The following is a 14,572-nucleotide window of genomic DNA, read 5'->3' as shown; positions in this document are numbered from 1 at the left end:
GTCATTCTCCGGCTCCGCTCGCCCCGGAGGCCCGGTGCACCTGGTCGAGGACGCCAGGCAGCGCCTGGAGGAACGCGTCCGTGTCGTCGTCGCCGACGATCAGCGGGGGCGCGAGCCGTACCGTGTCGGGCACGGCGGCGTTGACCAGGAACCCGGCATCCTGAGCCGCCTTCTGGATCTGCGCTGAGAGCGGCTCGGTGAGCACGATACCCAGCAGCAGGCCCGAACCGCGCACATGATCGACCAACGGGTGTCGCAGCGCCTCGACGCCCTGCCGCAGCTTCTCGCCCTGCCGCTTGACGTGGTCGAGCAGGCCGTCGGCCGCGATCGTGTCGAGGACGGCGAGCGCGGCGGCGCAGGCGACCGGGTTGCCGCCGAAGGTGGTGCCGTGGGCGCCGGGCGTCATCAGCTCCGCGGCCGGGCCGAAGGCGAGGGCGGCGCCGATGGGCAGGCCCGCGCCGAGGCCCTTGGCCAGGGTCACCACGTCCGGCTCGACACCCTGTGCCTGGCACTCGAACCAGTGGCCGGTCCTGCCGATGCCGGTCTGCACCTCGTCGAGCACCAGCAGCGTGCCGGTGGCCGCGGTGATCTCGCGGGCGGCGGCGAGGTAGCCGGGCGGCGGCACGACCACACCGTTCTCGCCCTGGATCGGCTCGATGATCACCAGCGCGGTGTCGGTGGTGACGGCCGCCCGCAGCGCGTCCGCGTCGCCGTACGGCACGTGCGTGACGTCGCCGGGCAGCGGCTCGAACGCCTCGCGCTTCTTGGGCTGGCCGGTCAGCGCGAGCGAGCCCATGGTGCGGCCGTGGAAGGCGCCGTCGGTGGCGACCATGTGCTGACGCCCCGTCAACCGGCCGATCTTGAAGGCCGCTTCGTTGGCCTCAGCGCCGGAGTTGGCGAAGAAGACCCGGCCGGGGCGGCCGGAGAGCTGGAGCAGCCGCTCGGCGAGCGCGACGGGCGGTTCGGCGACGAAGAGGTTGGACACATGGCCGAGCGAGGAGATCTGCCGGGTCACCGCCTCGACGACCGCGGGGTGCGCGGTGCCGAGGGAGTTGACCGCGATGCCGCCGAGGAAGTCGACGTACTCCTTGCCGTCGGCGTCCCAGAATCTGGCGCCCGCGCCGCGGACCAGCGGGATGCGCGGGGTGCCGTAGTTGTCCATGAGCGAGCCCTGCCAGCGCTGGGTCAGTCCCTCGTTGCCGCTCACCGCGCTTCTCCTTCTCCCTGGTCGGATACGGTGCCCGCGGCCGGTGCGCCGGCCGCGTCGGTGACGTCGTCCGGCACGACCATCGTGCCGATGCCCTCGTCGGTGAAGATCTCCAGCAGGATCGAGTGCTGGACCCGGCCGTCGATGACGCGGGCGGTGTTCACGCCGTTGCGCACGGCGAACAGGCAGCCCCGCATCTTGGGGACCATGCCGCTGGACAGGTCGGGCAGCAGCTTCTCCAGCTCCGTCGCGGTCAGGCGGCTGATGACGTCGTCGCTGTTCGGCCAGTCCTCGTACAGGCCCTCGACGTCGGTGAGGACCATCAGCGTCTCGGCGCCCAGCGCGGCGGCCAGGGCGGCGGCGGCCGTGTCGGCGTTGACGTTGTAGACGTGGTGATCGTCTGCGGAGCGCGCGATGGAGGAGACGACCGGGATACGGCCGTCGGCCAGCAGCGCCTCGATCGCGCCGGTGTCGATGGCGGTGATCTCGCCGACCCGGCCGATGTCGACCAACTCGCCGTCGATACGCGGGCGGTGGCGGGTGGCGGTGATGGTGTGGGCGTCCTCGCCGGTCATGCCGACGGCCAACGGGCCGTGCTGGTTGAGCAGTCCGACCAGCTCGCGCTGGACCTGGCCCGCCAGCACCATCCGGACCACGTCCATCGCCTCGGGCGTGGTCACCCGCAGACCGGCCTTGAACTCGCTGACCAGGCCGTGCCGGTCGAGCTGCGCGTTGATCTGCGGGCCGCCCCCGTGCACGACGACCGGCTTGAGGCCCGCCTGCCGCAGAAAGACCACGTCCTGCGCGAAGGCGGCCTTCAACTCCTCGTCCACCATGGCGTTTCCGCCGAATTTGATGACGACGACCCTGCCGTTGTGGCGGGTCAGCCACGGCAGCGCCTCGATGAGGATCTGGGCCTTGGGCAGCGCCGTGTGCTTGCGCGCGGCGGGCCGGCCCTCCGGCTTCGCGGCTCCGGGGTTCCCATCGTCGGTCATGAGCTGTACGCGCTGTTCTCGTGGACGTAGTCGGCGGTGAGGTCGTTCGCCCAGATCACCGCGGACTCCGTACCGGCCGCGAGGTCCGCCGTGACGACCACCTCGCGGAACCGCATGTCGACCAGGTCGCGGTCCTCGCCGACCGAGCCGTTCCTGCACACCCACACGCCGTTGATGGCGACGTTGAGCCGGTCGGGCTCGAAGGCGGCCGAGGTCGTGCCGATCGCGGACAGCACACGGCCCCAGTTGGGGTCCTCGCCGTGGATCGCGCACTTGAGGAGGTTGTTACGGGCGATGGAGCGGCCCACCTCGACGGCGTCGTCCTCGGAGGCCGCGTTGACGACCTCGATCCTGATGTCCTTCGAGGCGCCCTCGGCGTCGCCGATGAGCTGGCGGGCGAGGTCGCCGCAGACCGCGCGGACCGCCTCGGCGAACTCCTCGTGCTCCGGGGCGATTCCGGACGCCCCCGAGGCCAGCAGCAGCACGGTGTCGTTGGTCGACATGCAGCCGTCGGAGTCGATCCGGTCGAAGGTCAGCCGGGTGGCGGCGCGCAGCGCCGTGTCCAGGGCGGGGGCTTCCACGTCGGCGTCCGTGGTGAGGACGACCAGCATGGTGGCCAGGCCCGGCGCGAGCATGCCCGCGCCCTTGGCCATGCCGCCGACGGTCCAGCCCGCGCCGCCCGCGACGGCCGTCTTGTGCACGGTGTCGGTGGTCTTGATGGCGATGGCGGCCTTCTCGCCGCCGTACTCGGACAGTTCGGCCGCGGCCTTCTCGACTCCCGGCAGCAGCTTGTCCATCGGGAGCGGCAGACCGATCAGGCCGGTCGAGGCGACCGCGATCTCGCCCGCGCCGTGGTCGTCGGCGCCGAGGACCTCGGCGACCTTCTCCGCGGTCGCGTGCGTGTCCTGGAAGCCCTGCGGGCCCGTACAGGCGTTGGCGCCACCGGAGTTGAGGACCACGGCGGCGACGGAGCCGCCCTTGACGACCTGCTCCGACCAGAGCACCGGCGCGGCCTTCACGCGGTTGGAGGTGAAGACGCCCGCGGCGGCGCGGCGCGGTCCGGTGTTGACCACGAGGGCCAGGTCCGGGTTGCCGTTCTCCTTGATCCCGGCGGCGATCCCCGCCGCCGTGAATCCCTTGGCTGCCGTGACACTCACTGCTTCTCCTCGTTCCCTTCTCCGCCCGCTCGGCACAGAGCCGCGCCGATCGTCGTTGCCTGCCGCCCGGCGGCCTCGCGTGCGTCGGTCACCGGTTCTCCTCGTTCCCTTCTCCGCCCGCCCGGCACAGAGCCGCGCCGTGCGTCACGGTGCGACTCCGATGGTGGAGAGTCCTGTCGCCTCGGGGAGTCCCAGGGCGATGTTCATGCTCTGCACCGCGCCGCCGGCGGTGCCCTTGGTCAGGTTGTCGATGGCGCTGATCGCGATCAGGCGGTGGGTGCTCTCGTCGTACGCGATCTGGATCTGGACGGCGTTCGAGCCGTAGACGGCGGCGGTCGCGGGCCACTGCCCCTCGGGGAGCAGGTGCACGAACGGCTCGTCGGCGAGGGCCTTCTCGTACGCGGCCCGCAGGTCGTGGCCGGTGACGCCGGGGCGGGCCTTGGCGCTGCACGTGGCGAGGATGCCGCGCGGCATGGGGGCGAGGGTGGGCGTGAAGGACACACTGACCCGCTCGCCGGCCGCCGCGCTGAGGTTCTGGATCATCTCCGGCGTGTGCCGGTGGCCGCCGCCGACTCCGTACGGGCTCATCGAGCCCATCACCTCGGAGCCGAGCAGATGCGGCTTGGCCGCCTTGCCCGCGCCCGAGGTGCCGGAGGCCGCGGTGATGACGGCCTCCGGCTCGACCAGCGCGGCGGCGTACGCGGGGAACAGCGCGAGCGAGACCGCCGTCGGGTAGCAGCCGGGCACCGCGACGCGCTTGGACCCCTCCAGCGCGGCGCGGGCGCCCGGCAGTTCAGGCAGCCCGTACGGCCAGGTCCCGGCGTGCGGGCTGCCGTAGAACCTCTCCCAGTCGGCGGCGTCGGTCAGCCGGAAGTCGGCGCCCATGTCGACGATCAGCACCTCGTCGCCGAGCTGCGCCGCGACCGCGGCCGACTGGCCGTGCGGCAGCGCGAGGAAGACCACGTCGTGTCCCGCCAGCACCTCGGCCGTGGTCGGCTCCAGCACCCGTCCGGCCAGCGGCAGCAGGTGCGGCTGAAGCGCGCCGAGCCGCTGCCCGGCGTTGGAGTTCCCGGTCACCGCCCCGATCTCGACCTCGGGGTGCCCCGCGAGCAGGCGCAGCACCTCCCCGCCCGCGTACCCGCTGCCCCCGGCCACCGCTGCCCGCACCACCATCGAACCCTCCTCGTCGATGGCATGACTATACGTTTCAACGCAGTATTATGCAAAGATCCCGTCGCCCCGCCTACCGGCACTTCCCCCGTTGCTAGGCTGCGCGCATGCCGAACCTGGGGCCCGTCGTCTGGCCGCCCGAGCCGATCAGGACCGCGAGGCTCGTACTGCGCGGGTCCGAGGCGCGTGACCGGGCGGCGTTCATCGAGTTGCTGGCGTCGCCGGAGGTGCATACCTACCTCGGCGGCCCCCGGCGGCGTGCCGAGCTGGAGCGCGAGCTGCCCGAGGTGCCCGAGCAGTGGCCGGGAAGCTTCGTCGTGGAGCTGGACGGCGCGATGATCGGCCAGCTCCTGCTCAGGCGAGCGGCGGAGAGCCACCGCCCGGCCGCCCGGGGGAAGGCCGATCTCGGCTATCTGTTCCTGCCGCGGGCGTGGGGCCTCGGGTACGCCGCCGAGGCGGGCGCGGCGGCGCTCGACTGGTTCGACGGCGTCCTGCCCGGCGAGCCGGTGATCCTGGCCACCCAGAGCGCCAACCTCGCCTCGATGCGCCTCGCGGCCAAGCTCGGGTTCACCGAGGTGGAGCGGTTCCATGCCTGGGACGCCGAGCAGTGGCTGGGCCTGCGCCCGCCGCTCCCGGCATCCGCGTAGGACCGAGGGCCCCGGTCGCAGCGGCCGAGCCGTACGTCGGCGCGGCCCTCGGCGGAGTCAGAGGGCGCGCAGGGCGGGCAGGAGCGTCTTCTGCGACCAGTCGAGGAAGGGCTCCTGGTGGTCGCCGCCGATCTGGATCAGGGCGATCTCGGTGAAGCCCGCGTCGATGTAGGACGCGACCGCTTCGGCGAACACGTCGGGGTCGCTGCCGCAGGGAATGGCCTCGGCGATGTCCTCGGGGCGCACGTGCTCGTTGGCTCCGGCGAAGGCCGCCGGATTCGGCAGTTCCGCATTCACCGGCCAGGGCCCCACGGACCAGCGGAACTGCTCGTGGGCCCGGGCGACGGCGGTGTCGGTGTCCGGGTCGTAGCAGACCGGGAGCTGGCCGACCCTCGGCTTTCCCGTACCGCCGTGCGCGTCGAAGGCGTCGAGCAGTTCGCTCTTCGGCTCCGTGGCGATCACCAGATCGGCCAGCCGGCCCGCGAGCGAGCAGGAGCGCTCGCCCGAGACCGCGATGCCGAGGGGCGGCGGGGTGTCCGGGAGGTCCCACAGCTTGGCGTTGTCCACCTCGAAGTGGGCGCCCCGGTGGTTCACGACATCGCCCGCGAGCAGGGCGCGGATGATCCCGACCGCCTCTTCCAGCATCTCGACCCTGGTCCGCGCGGAGGGCCACCCACCGCCGACCACGTGCTCGTTGAGCTGCTCACCCGAGCCCAGCCCGAGCCGGAAACGCCCCTCGGACAGCAACTGCATCGTCGCGGCCTTCTGCGCGATCACCGCCGGGTGGTACCGCTTGGTCGGGCAGGTCACGTAGGTCATGAGCGGGATGCGGTACGTGGCCTGGGCCGCGGCCCCCAGCACGCTCCAGGCGTACGGGGAGTGCCCCTGGGAATCGAGCCAGGGGAAGTAGTGGTCCGAGGTCACGGAGAAGTCGAATCCGGCCCGCTCGGCGCCGACCACATGGTCCACCAGCGCGCGGGGGCCCGCCTGCTCCGTCATCATCGTGTATCCGAATTGCACCATGCGAGGCGTTTAGCCGATCTTCCCGGCCGGGAAACCTCCCGCTCGGCTGAGGGGGCGGTGCGGGGGTAGGCGTAACGGACGGGCAGAGGGGGGACCGGTCCCCCGGTCAGGACACGTCGCGATCGCACACGGGCAGGTGGCTTCAGGATGACAAGCGGGACCGGCGGCAGTGCCGCACCCGGCAGGGACGAGACACCGGAGCAGCGCGCCGACCGGCAGTGGGGCGAGCTGCTCCAGGAACTGCGGGTCGTCCAGACCGGTGTGCAGATCCTCTTCGGCTTCCTGCTGACGGTCCCGTTCCAGCAGCGCTTCGCGCATCTGTCCGACGGCGAGCGCACGCTGTACATCGTGACCGTGATGCTGGGCGCGGCGACGACGGGCGCCCTGGTGGGGCCCGTCTCGCTGCACCGGATGCTGACGGGACAGCGGCTGAAGCCCGAGACGGTCGCGTGGGCGTCGCGTCTGACCGTGGTGGGTCTCGTCCTGCTCGTGTGCACCATGGCCACGGCCTTGCTCCTCGTCCTGCGTGTCGCCGGTGGCGCGACGGTCGCGATCCCGATAGTGGCGGGAATGGTCGTATGGTTCGGCCTCGCCTGGCTCGTCCTCCCCGCGGTGGCGCGACACCGCGCCCTGTCGGCGGACGGGTCCGACTGACCTCGACGTTCCCGCAGGGGAGCAGGACACGGAAAGAAGCGAGACATGACAGAGTCAGAGCCCACCGGCAGTGAGACGCGGCGCGCCGACGGAGCGGTGCTGTTCGACGTCGACGGCACCCTGATGGACACCGTCTATCTGCACACCGTCGCCTGGTGGGAGGCCCTGAGCCAGCACGGCCACCGGGTCGGCACGGCCCGTATCCACCGGCTGATCGGGATGGGCAGTGACCATCTGCTGGACGCGCTGCTCGGCGAGGACCGCGACCACGGCGAGGACGACACGATCAGCGCCGCTCACGACAGCCTCTACGCCCAGTACTGGTCCCGGCTGGTGCCGCTGCCCGGGGCTTCCGACCTGCTCAGGGCCTGCGCGGCGCGCGGCTGGCAGGTCGTGCTCGCCTCGTCGGCGAAGGGCGAGGAGGCCGACGTGATGCTCCGCGCCCTCGACGCCGATGAGGCGATCACCGCCGTGACCACCTCCGACGACGTGTCCTCCAGCAAACCCGCCCCCGACCTCGTACGGCAGGCGCTGGAGAAGGCGGGGGTCCCGGCCGGGCGCGCGGTCTTCGTCGGCGACGCCGCATGGGACGCGCAGGCGGCCTCCAAGGCGGGCGTGCGCTGCCTCGGCGTGCTCACCGGCGGCTGGACGCGCCAGGAGTTGAGCGAAGCGGGAGCCGAAACCGTCTACGAATCCGTCGCGGACCTGCTCACCCACCTGGACGACAGCGTCCTCGCCACGCCACCCCGATGACCGGCCGCCGGGCCGGCGTACGCGTGGCGTCACGACGCCGTCGCGGAAAGTTTCCCGCTCTCGGGCCCCCGGTCACACGTGTCAATCATGTGACGCGGGTACGCGGACAGTAGGGAATTGTCACTTCTGTGGGTGATTGTTCCGTTTCGACCGCTCTCGAAAGGAACGACGACATGAAAGCGCTGGTCTACAACGGCCCTTACGACGTCTCCGTCGAGGATGCGCCGGACGCGCGGATCGAGCAGCCCAACGACGCGCTGGTCCGGATCACCACCACCAACATCTGCGGCTCCGACCTGCACATGTACGAGGGCCGCACGACCGTCGAGCGGGGCAAGATCCTCGGCCACGAGAACATGGGCATCGTCGAGGACACCGGGCCCGCGGTGACCCGGATCAAGCCCGGCGACCGGGTGTCGGTGCCGTTCAACATCGCCTGCGGAAGCTGTCGCAACTGCGTGAACGGCTGGACCGCCTTCTGCCAGCGCGTCAACCCCACCGAGGGCATGGACGGCGCCGCGTACGGCTACGCCAACATGGGCCCGTACGACGGCGGCCAGGCCGAACTGCTCCGCGTGCCGTACGCCGACTTCAACCTGCTCGAACTGCCCGCGGGTGACGAGCACGAGGCCAAGTTCACGATGCTCTCCGACATCTTCCCCACCGGCTGGCACGGCACCGAACTCGCCGGCCAGCGCGCCGGGGACAGCGTCGCCGTCTTCGGCGCGGGACCCGTCGGACTGCTCGCCGCGCACAGCGCCCTGATCCGCGGCGCGTCCCAGGTCTTCGTCGTCGACCGGCAGGCCGACCGCCTCGCCCTGGCCGAGTCCATCGGCGCCACCCCCGTCGACTTCTCCGAGGCCGACCCCGTGGAGCAGATCCTGGACGCCACCGACGGGCGCGGCACGGACTGCGGCGTCGAAGCCGTCGGCTACCAGGCGCACGACCCGTCCGGCCAGGAGCACCCGGAACTCGTCCTGGACAACCTGGTCAAGGCCGTCCGTACCACCGGCGGCATCGGTGTGGTCGGCGTCTACATGCCCGAGGACCCGGAAGCAGCCGAGGAGGGCGCCAAGCACGGCCGGATCGCCTTCGACTACGGCACCTTCTTCACCAAGGGTCAGCACATGGGCACCGGCCAGTGCCCCGTCCTGCGCTACAACCGCGCCCTGCGCGATCTGATCGTCACCGGCCGGGCCGACCCGTCCTTCCTGGTCTCCCACGAACTCCCGCTGGACGAAGCCCCCGACGCCTACCGGCACTTCGACAAGCGCGACGACGGCTGGACGAAGGTCCTGCTCCACCCCTGACCCGAGGCCACGATGGCGGCCCGACGCGACCATGGGCCGGGGATGACCGGAGCTTGACCCGGCGGGCAGCATGGAGGGATCGGGGCGGGCAAGGAGCCCGACGTGATGAGAACCGGTGCCGTGGCCCTGACCCTGCTCGTGGCCGTCGCGGCGGCGGTCGCCGCCGTGGCGGTCGGCCCCTGGTGGTGGACGGCCGCCGCCGTCCTGGCCCTGCTGGGGCTGCTCGGCCTGTACGACCTGACGCAGCGCCGCCACTCGGTGCTGCGCAACTACCCGGTGATCGGCCATGCCCGCTACCTGCTGGAGAAGATCCGCCCGGAGCTCCAGCAGTACTTCGTCGAGCGGAATTTCGACGGCCGCCCCTTCGACCGCGACACCCGCAGCATCGTCTACGAACGCGCCAAGGGCACCGCGGCCGAGGAGCCGTACGGCACCGAACTCGACGTCTACCGCTCGGGCCACGAGTTCCTGGTGCCGTCGATGGCGCCGCGGCCCGTACCGGACGATCCGCCGCGGGTGCGGATCGGCGGTCCCGACTGCGCCAAGCCGTACGACATGGCGCTGCTGAACGTGTCGGCGATGAGTTTCGGCTCGCTGTCGGCCCAGGCGGTCCTGGCGCTCAACAAGGGCGCGGCGGACGGTGGTTTCGCGCACGACACCGGTGAAGGGGGCCTGTCGGAGTACCACCTGCGGCACGGCGGCGACCTGGTCTGGGAGATCGGCACCGGCTACTTCGGCTGCCGCACCGACGACGGCGACTTCGACGCCGGGGAGTTCGCCGACAAGGCCGCCCACGACAGCGTCAAGTGCGTGTCGCTGAAGCTGTCCCAGGGCGCCAAGCCCGGTATCGGCGGCGTCCTGCCAGGGGCCAAGGTCAACGCCGAGATCGCCCGGGTGCGGGACGTCCCGCAGGGCGAGACCGTCGTGTCCCCGCCGTACCACCGGGTCTTCGACACGCCCCGTGAGCTGATCCGGTTCATCGCCCGGATGCGGGAGCTGTCGGGCGGCAAGCCCGCGGGCTTCAAGCTGTGCGTCGGTTCGCGCCGCCAGTTCCTGGCCGTCTGCAAGGCGATGGTCGAGGAGGGCACCGCGCCGGACTTCATCATCGTGGACGGCGCCGAGGGCGGTACCGGCGCGGCGCCGCTGGAATTCGCCGACCACGTCGGCACCCCGCTCACCGAGGGCCTGACCACCGTGCACAACGCGCTGGTCGGCGCCGGTCTGCGGGACCGGGTCAGGATCGGCGCGAGCGGCAAGATCGCCACCGGCAGCGACCTCGTCAAGCGCATGGTCCAGGGCGCGGACTACGGCAACGCCGCCCGCGCCATGATGTTCGCCGTCGGGTGCATCCAGGCGCAGCGCTGCCACACCAACACCTGCCCCGTCGGCGTCACGACCCAGGACCCGCGGCGGGCCCGCGCGCTGGACGTCGGCGACAAGTCCGTCCGGGTGCGCAGGCTCCAGGAATCCACCGTCGCCAGCGCTCTTCAGATCATGGCGTCGATGGGTGTCACCGATCCGTCGCAGCTGCGCCCGCACATGCTGCGCCAGCGTGTCGACCCCTACACCGTCCGCTCCTATGACGAACTGTACGAGTGGCTGGCTCCCGGTCAGCTGCTCGCCGAACCGCCCGCCTCGTGGGCCGCCGACTGGGCCGCCGCCGACCCCGACCGCTTCACCGTCTGAGCCGTACCGCTGTGCGCACCGGCTGCCCCGCGCACCGGGCCGCACCCCGAAGCGCGCACCGCCACACCGCCACACCGTCTGAGCTGGAGGAATCATGGCCCGTACCGTTGCCCGCGTCATCGTGGACGCCCTGGCCGAACTGAACGTACGCCAGGTCTTCGGCGTCGTCGGCGACGCCCTCAACCCCCTGACCGACGCGATCCGCACCACCGAGGGCGTGGAGTGGGTGGGCTGTCGGCACGAGGAGGCGGCGGCCTTCGCCGCGAGCGCGCAGTCCCAGCTCACCGGCGGCCTCGGCGTCTGCATGGGCACGGTCGGCCCCGGCTCGGTGCACCTGCTCAACGGCCTGTACGACGCGGCCAAGAGCCACACCCCGGTGCTGGCCATCGCCGGTCAAGTGCCGCTGTCCGAGCTGGGCAGCGACTACTTCCAGGAAGTCGACAACGACGCGCTCTTCAGCGATGTGGCGGTCTTCCGGGCCACCGTCACCTCGCCGGAGCAGATGCCGCTGCTGCTGGAGACCGCGGTCCGCACCGCCCTGGGACGCAAGGGCGTCGCCGTGCTGTCGGTCCCCGGCGACATCGGGGAGAAGGAACTGTCCACGGACCGGCCGGCCCGTTTCTCGCTCACCACGCCGAGCACCCGGCCGGACGAGGACGCCGTCCGCGCCGCCGCCGATCTGCTGGACCGGGCCGAGCGCGTCACCCTGCTGGTCGGCCGCGGCGCCCGGGGCGCCCGCGACCAGGTCATGGCCCTCGCCGACCGGCTGGCGGCGCCGATGGTGCTCACGTTGAAGGCCAAGGAGGGCTTCGAGGGCGACAACCCGTTCCAGGTCGGACAGACCGGTCTGATCGGCAACCCCGCGGCGGCCTCCGCACTCCAGGACGCCGACACCCTTCTGCTGCTGGGCACCGACTTCCCTTACCGCGACTGGTATCCCGAGGGCCGCACCGTGGTCCAGGTCGACACCGAGCCCACCCACATCGGCCGCCGCGTCCCGGTCGAGATCGGCCTCGTCGGCGAGGTCGGCGCGACCGTACGGGACCTGCTGGTCCAGTTGGACGCCGCACCGTCCGCGTCGGCGAAGGCCCGTGACCGCAAGCACCTGGACCAGGCCGTGGAGCGCTTCGCGTCCTGGCGGGAGGGGCAGGCCCGGCTGGCGGCCCCCGACCACGACAAGGGACTGATCGGCCGCGTCCGCTCCGCCCTGGACAACCGCGAGCACGGCATCCGTCCCGAGGCGCTCGCGGCGGCGGTCGACCGCCACGCCGCCGACGACGCGGTGTTCACCTCCGACACGGGCATGGCCACCGTGTGGCTGTCGCGTTTCGTGGAGATGCGCGGCGACCGCCGCCTCCTGGGCTCGTACAACCTCGGCTCGATGGCCAACGCCATGCCGCACGCGCTGGGCGCGCAGATGCTGGACCGGGGCAGGCAGGTCGTGGCGTTCTGCGGCGACGGCGGCCTGAGCATGCTGCTCGGCGACCTCATGACGCTCAAGACGTACGACCTGCCGGTCACCCTCGTCGTCTTCGACAACCGCCGGCTGGGCATGGTCAAACTGGAGCAGGAGCAGTCGGGGCTGCCGGAGTTCGGCACCGTCCTGGACAACCCCGACTTCGCGGCGGTCGCGACCGCCTTGGGCCTGACGGGTATCCGGGTCACCGACCCCGACGAGTTGGACGACGCCGTCCGCACCGCGCTGGCCGCGCCGGGCCCGGTGCTCCTGGACGTCCTCACCAACCCGGACGAGATCGCCGTTCCCGCCAAGCCCACCGTCGAGCAGGGCTGGGGCTTCGCCGTCGCCAAGATGAAGGAGATCGTCCGGAGCTCCGGCGACAACTCGCACTGAGGGCACCGGCGTTGCGCGGTCGGGGGCATCGGGGCATCGAGCCGTCAGACCGTCGAACCGTGTGCCGTAAGTGCCGTCGTGCCGTCGAGCCGTCGTCCCAAGTAGCCTCCCGCGTGGGATCTTTGAGGTGTCGTCCGGCCGACTCCGGCCGGGCCGACGTGGAGATGGGGGAACATGATCGCTCTGGTACTGATCGGCGTGCTGGTGGTCGTCGTCGGCGGGTGCGCGTGCGTGGTGTGGGCGAGTCGCGGCGGGCCCCGCTGGGTGCGCGCGGTGGCGTCGGTGACCCTCGCCGCCGGTGAACTGGTGCGCGGCTCCGAGCGGAACCGGCGACAGCGGGAGCGCCGACGCCTGAACCGGTCCGGCAGCGGCAGCGACTGACGGCGGTCGCCGCTGGGTTGGCGACGTCACCTCACCCCCGCACCGGCCTTGGAGCAGCGCATGTCGTCGTTGGACGAGCTTGAAGCTGTTCTGAGCGCGGCGCGGTCAGGACTTGGTGGCGCGGAGGATCACGAATTTGGGGTCGGAGGCGACGATGTCGCAGGTGCCGAAGAGGCGGCGCAGGCGGAGGTGGTAGCCGAGGTGGCGGTTGCCGATCACCCAGAGTTCGCCGCCGGGGCGCAGGACGGTACGGGCGGCGGTGAACATCCGGCGGGCCGTGATGTCGGTGGTGGCCTGGTGGGAGTGGAAGGGCGGGTTGAGGAGGACGAGGTCGGCGCTCTCGGCCGGGACCCCGGTCAGGCCGTCGGCGACCAGGAACTCCGCCTTGGTCGCGGGGTCGGCGTTGGCGCGGAAGGTGGCCTCGGCCGAGGCGACCGCCTGGTGCGACTCGTCGGCGAACAGCACGGCGGACTCGGGGTTGGCGAGCGCGGCGGCCGTCCCGACGACGCCGTTTCCGCAGCCGAGGTCGACCACGCGGTCCGGGCCGTGCCGGACGGGGAGGTGCTGGAGCAGGAAGCGGGTGCCGATGTCGAGCCGTTCCGCGCAGAAGATGCCCGCGTGGTTGGTCACCGTACGGCCGGAGACCGCGCCGATGCCGTCCGGCAGCGCGTAGGTGATCGGCCAGGGGCTGGCGGTACGGGTCCGGCCCGCGGCCGGGGCGCAGAAGATCAGCCGCGCCTTCTTCTCGGCCAGTGACGTACGCGTCGGTCCGAGGATCCGCTCGAAGAGGTTGAGCGTCGAGGTGTGGATCTCGGTGGTCATGCCGGTGCCGACCACGACGGTGCCCTCGTGCACGGCGGGCGCGAGGCGGTGGAGCTGGTCCTCCAGCAGCGCGAGGCTCTTGGGGACCCTGATCAGCAGGACGTCCACGCGGTCCGGCGGGGTGTCGCGGGTGGACAGCAGCCGGACGCCGTCGGCCTCCTCCGGCGCGTTGCGCAGCAGATTCGCGCGGGTCGCCTCCTGGGCCAGGAAGGAGTCCGAGATCTGGGTGGGGCGGTGCGCGGCCAGCGCGGTGGTCAGCGCGCCCCAGCGGTCACCGACCACGACGACGGTCCCCGACAGGTCCACGGACCCGGCCGCCGTACGCCCGCCGGCCGCGCCGTCCGCCTGCGCGGCGGGACGGGAACCGGCGCGGGCGTCGCCCGGCGGATCGGCCCGCTGACCGGTGCGGGTGTCGCCTCGCGCGTCGGCCCGCGGGTCCGCCCGAGCGTCGGCTCTCGTGTCGGCTCGGGTGTCCGCGAGATGCCGGAGCGCGTACGCGTCGGCGGCGTCCCAGGCCCGCAGTTGGTCGCGCGGGTCCTGCGGGAAGCGAGTGAGGTCGAGGTCACCCCAGGGCGTCGTGAATCGGATCATGGTGCTCACAGGCTAACCGCTACGCCACCACTGAGCGGTCGGCCGGTGGCCGTGAGGCGTCGGACGGGGGTCGGGCCACCCCCCTCGGGGCCCCCTTCAGCCCCCCTCGGGACCCCCTTCAGGCCCCCCTCGGAGCCGCTTACGCGGGGGTTTCACCGAGCTGGCGGGGCACGGCTCCTTCACCGCCGCGGGCCGGGCGCTGGGCTCCACGCGGGCAAGGAGCGGGACCCGGAGGCATGTCCAGCCCCCGGGCCCCTCGAAGTGCCGCCCCGTGCACACACCGGCGCACTTGAGGCCGCGGGTCAATCTGATGTCGACTCGTTC

At 72.0% G+C, this 14,572-nt stretch carries 13 protein-coding genes; 7 read left to right on the top strand and 6 right to left on the bottom strand.

The features are described 5' to 3' along the window. Window position 1 precedes the first annotated feature (1 nt). From ACIQCJ_RS23740 to argC, 4 genes are all read right to left on the bottom strand, one after another. On the bottom strand, window positions 2-1,207 hold the full coding sequence (locus tag ACIQCJ_RS23740; protein WP_391046505.1) for an acetylornithine transaminase: 1,206 nt from the start codon (window positions 1,205-1,207) through the stop codon (window positions 2-4). Beyond that, window positions 1,204-2,202, bottom strand: a complete 999-nt coding sequence (argB, locus tag ACIQCJ_RS23735; protein ID WP_402712442.1) for an acetylglutamate kinase — start codon at window positions 2,200-2,202, stop codon at window positions 1,204-1,206. The genes ACIQCJ_RS23740 and argB overlap by 4 nt, the downstream gene beginning before the upstream one ends. Further along, complete coding sequence (gene argJ, locus ACIQCJ_RS23730; RefSeq protein ID WP_391160883.1) at window positions 2,199-3,359, bottom strand: bifunctional glutamate N-acetyltransferase/amino-acid acetyltransferase ArgJ; 1,161 nt, start codon at window positions 3,357-3,359, stop codon at window positions 2,199-2,201. Before argJ ends, argB begins: the two co-directional genes overlap by 4 nt. 144 nt (window positions 3,360-3,503) lie before the next feature. Then, entirely contained in the window at window positions 3,504-4,532 is a 1,029-nt protein-coding gene (gene argC, locus ACIQCJ_RS23725; RefSeq protein ID WP_355332655.1) for an N-acetyl-gamma-glutamyl-phosphate reductase, read from the bottom strand. 104 nt (window positions 4,533-4,636) lie between these two features. On the opposite strand from argC, the gene ACIQCJ_RS23720 reads away from it, so the two are divergent. Beyond that, window positions 4,637-5,176 (top strand): GNAT family N-acetyltransferase, encoded by a 540-nt coding sequence (locus ACIQCJ_RS23720; protein ID WP_402712441.1) that lies wholly within the window; start codon window positions 4,637-4,639, stop codon window positions 5,174-5,176. A 57-nt stretch (window positions 5,177-5,233) separates the two neighbouring features. On the opposite strand, the gene ACIQCJ_RS23715 is transcribed toward ACIQCJ_RS23720, so the two are convergent. Then, window positions 5,234-6,199: an LLM class F420-dependent oxidoreductase gene (locus ACIQCJ_RS23715; protein ID WP_402712440.1), complete on the bottom strand. Its 966-nt coding sequence runs from the start codon at window positions 6,197-6,199 to the stop codon at window positions 5,234-5,236. Between the two features lie 147 nt (window positions 6,200-6,346). On the opposite strand from ACIQCJ_RS23715, the gene ACIQCJ_RS23710 reads away from it, so the two are divergent. The 6 genes from ACIQCJ_RS23710 (at window position 6,347) to ACIQCJ_RS23685 (ending at window position 12,835) form a co-directional block, all read left to right on the top strand. Further along, the gene (locus ACIQCJ_RS23710) at window positions 6,347-6,853 is read left to right on the top strand and encodes a DUF6328 family protein (RefSeq protein ID WP_355332664.1); all 507 of its coding nucleotides are present in this window, start codon (window positions 6,347-6,349) and stop codon (window positions 6,851-6,853) included. Window positions 6,854-6,898: 45 nt separating this feature from the next. After that, complete coding sequence (locus ACIQCJ_RS23705; RefSeq protein WP_401721388.1) at window positions 6,899-7,606, top strand: HAD family hydrolase; 708 nt, start codon at window positions 6,899-6,901, stop codon at window positions 7,604-7,606. Window positions 7,607-7,779: 173 nt separating this feature from the next. Beyond that, the gene (locus ACIQCJ_RS23700) at window positions 7,780-8,916 is read left to right on the top strand and encodes a glutathione-independent formaldehyde dehydrogenase (RefSeq protein ID WP_355332670.1); all 1,137 of its coding nucleotides are present in this window, start codon (window positions 7,780-7,782) and stop codon (window positions 8,914-8,916) included. Window positions 8,917-9,021: 105 nt separating this feature from the next. After that, on the top strand, window positions 9,022-10,602 hold the full coding sequence (locus ACIQCJ_RS23695; RefSeq protein WP_401721382.1) for an FMN-binding glutamate synthase family protein: 1,581 nt from the start codon (window positions 9,022-9,024) through the stop codon (window positions 10,600-10,602). A gap of 94 nt (window positions 10,603-10,696) precedes the next feature. Next, window positions 10,697-12,454, top strand: coding sequence for a thiamine pyrophosphate-dependent enzyme (locus ACIQCJ_RS23690; protein WP_355332673.1), 1,758 nt, complete (start codon window positions 10,697-10,699; stop codon window positions 12,452-12,454). A 174-nt stretch (window positions 12,455-12,628) separates the two neighbouring features. After that, window positions 12,629-12,835, top strand: a complete 207-nt coding sequence (locus ACIQCJ_RS23685; RefSeq protein WP_391046484.1) for a hypothetical protein — start codon at window positions 12,629-12,631, stop codon at window positions 12,833-12,835. Between the two features lie 105 nt (window positions 12,836-12,940). On the opposite strand, the gene ACIQCJ_RS23680 is transcribed toward ACIQCJ_RS23685, so the two are convergent. Further along, entirely contained in the window at window positions 12,941-14,248 is a 1,308-nt protein-coding gene (locus ACIQCJ_RS23680; protein WP_355332678.1) for a methyltransferase, read from the bottom strand. Window positions 14,249-14,572: the final 324 nt, after the last annotated feature.

Source organism: Streptomyces sp. NPDC093221 (assembly GCF_044753885.1).
Lineage (GTDB): Bacteria > Actinomycetota > Actinomycetes > Streptomycetales > Streptomycetaceae > Actinacidiphila.
Note: the sequence above shows the minus strand (reverse complement) of the source record. Positions and strands in the feature narration are given on the sequence as shown.

Bases quoted from the DNA above. Each gene is read 5' to 3' on its own strand.
- ACIQCJ_RS23705 (WP_401721388.1), top strand. From the start codon at position 6,899: ATGACAGAGTCAGAGCCCACCGGCAGTGAGACGCGGCGCGCCGACGGA.
- ACIQCJ_RS23685 (WP_391046484.1), top strand. From the start codon at position 12,629: ATGATCGCTCTGGTACTGATCGGCGTGCTGGTGGTCGTCGTCGGCGGG.
- ACIQCJ_RS23700 (WP_355332670.1), top strand. From the start codon at position 7,780: ATGAAAGCGCTGGTCTACAACGGCCCTTACGACGTCTCCGTCGAGGAT.
- ACIQCJ_RS23710 (WP_355332664.1), top strand. From the start codon at position 6,347: ATGACAAGCGGGACCGGCGGCAGTGCCGCACCCGGCAGGGACGAGACA.
- ACIQCJ_RS23690 (WP_355332673.1), top strand. From the start codon at position 10,697: ATGGCCCGTACCGTTGCCCGCGTCATCGTGGACGCCCTGGCCGAACTG.
- ACIQCJ_RS23720 (WP_402712441.1), top strand. From the start codon at position 4,637: ATGCCGAACCTGGGGCCCGTCGTCTGGCCGCCCGAGCCGATCAGGACC.
- argC (WP_355332655.1), bottom strand. From the start codon at position 4,532: ATGGTGGTGCGGGCAGCGGTGGCCGGGGGCAGCGGGTACGCGGGCGGG.
- ACIQCJ_RS23695 (WP_401721382.1), top strand. From the start codon at position 9,022: ATGAGAACCGGTGCCGTGGCCCTGACCCTGCTCGTGGCCGTCGCGGCG.
- ACIQCJ_RS23715 (WP_402712440.1), bottom strand. From the start codon at position 6,199: ATGGTGCAATTCGGATACACGATGATGACGGAGCAGGCGGGCCCCCGC.
- argB (WP_402712442.1), bottom strand. From the start codon at position 2,202: ATGACCGACGATGGGAACCCCGGAGCCGCGAAGCCGGAGGGCCGGCCC.
- ACIQCJ_RS23680 (WP_355332678.1), bottom strand. From the start codon at position 14,248: ATGATCCGATTCACGACGCCCTGGGGTGACCTCGACCTCACTCGCTTC.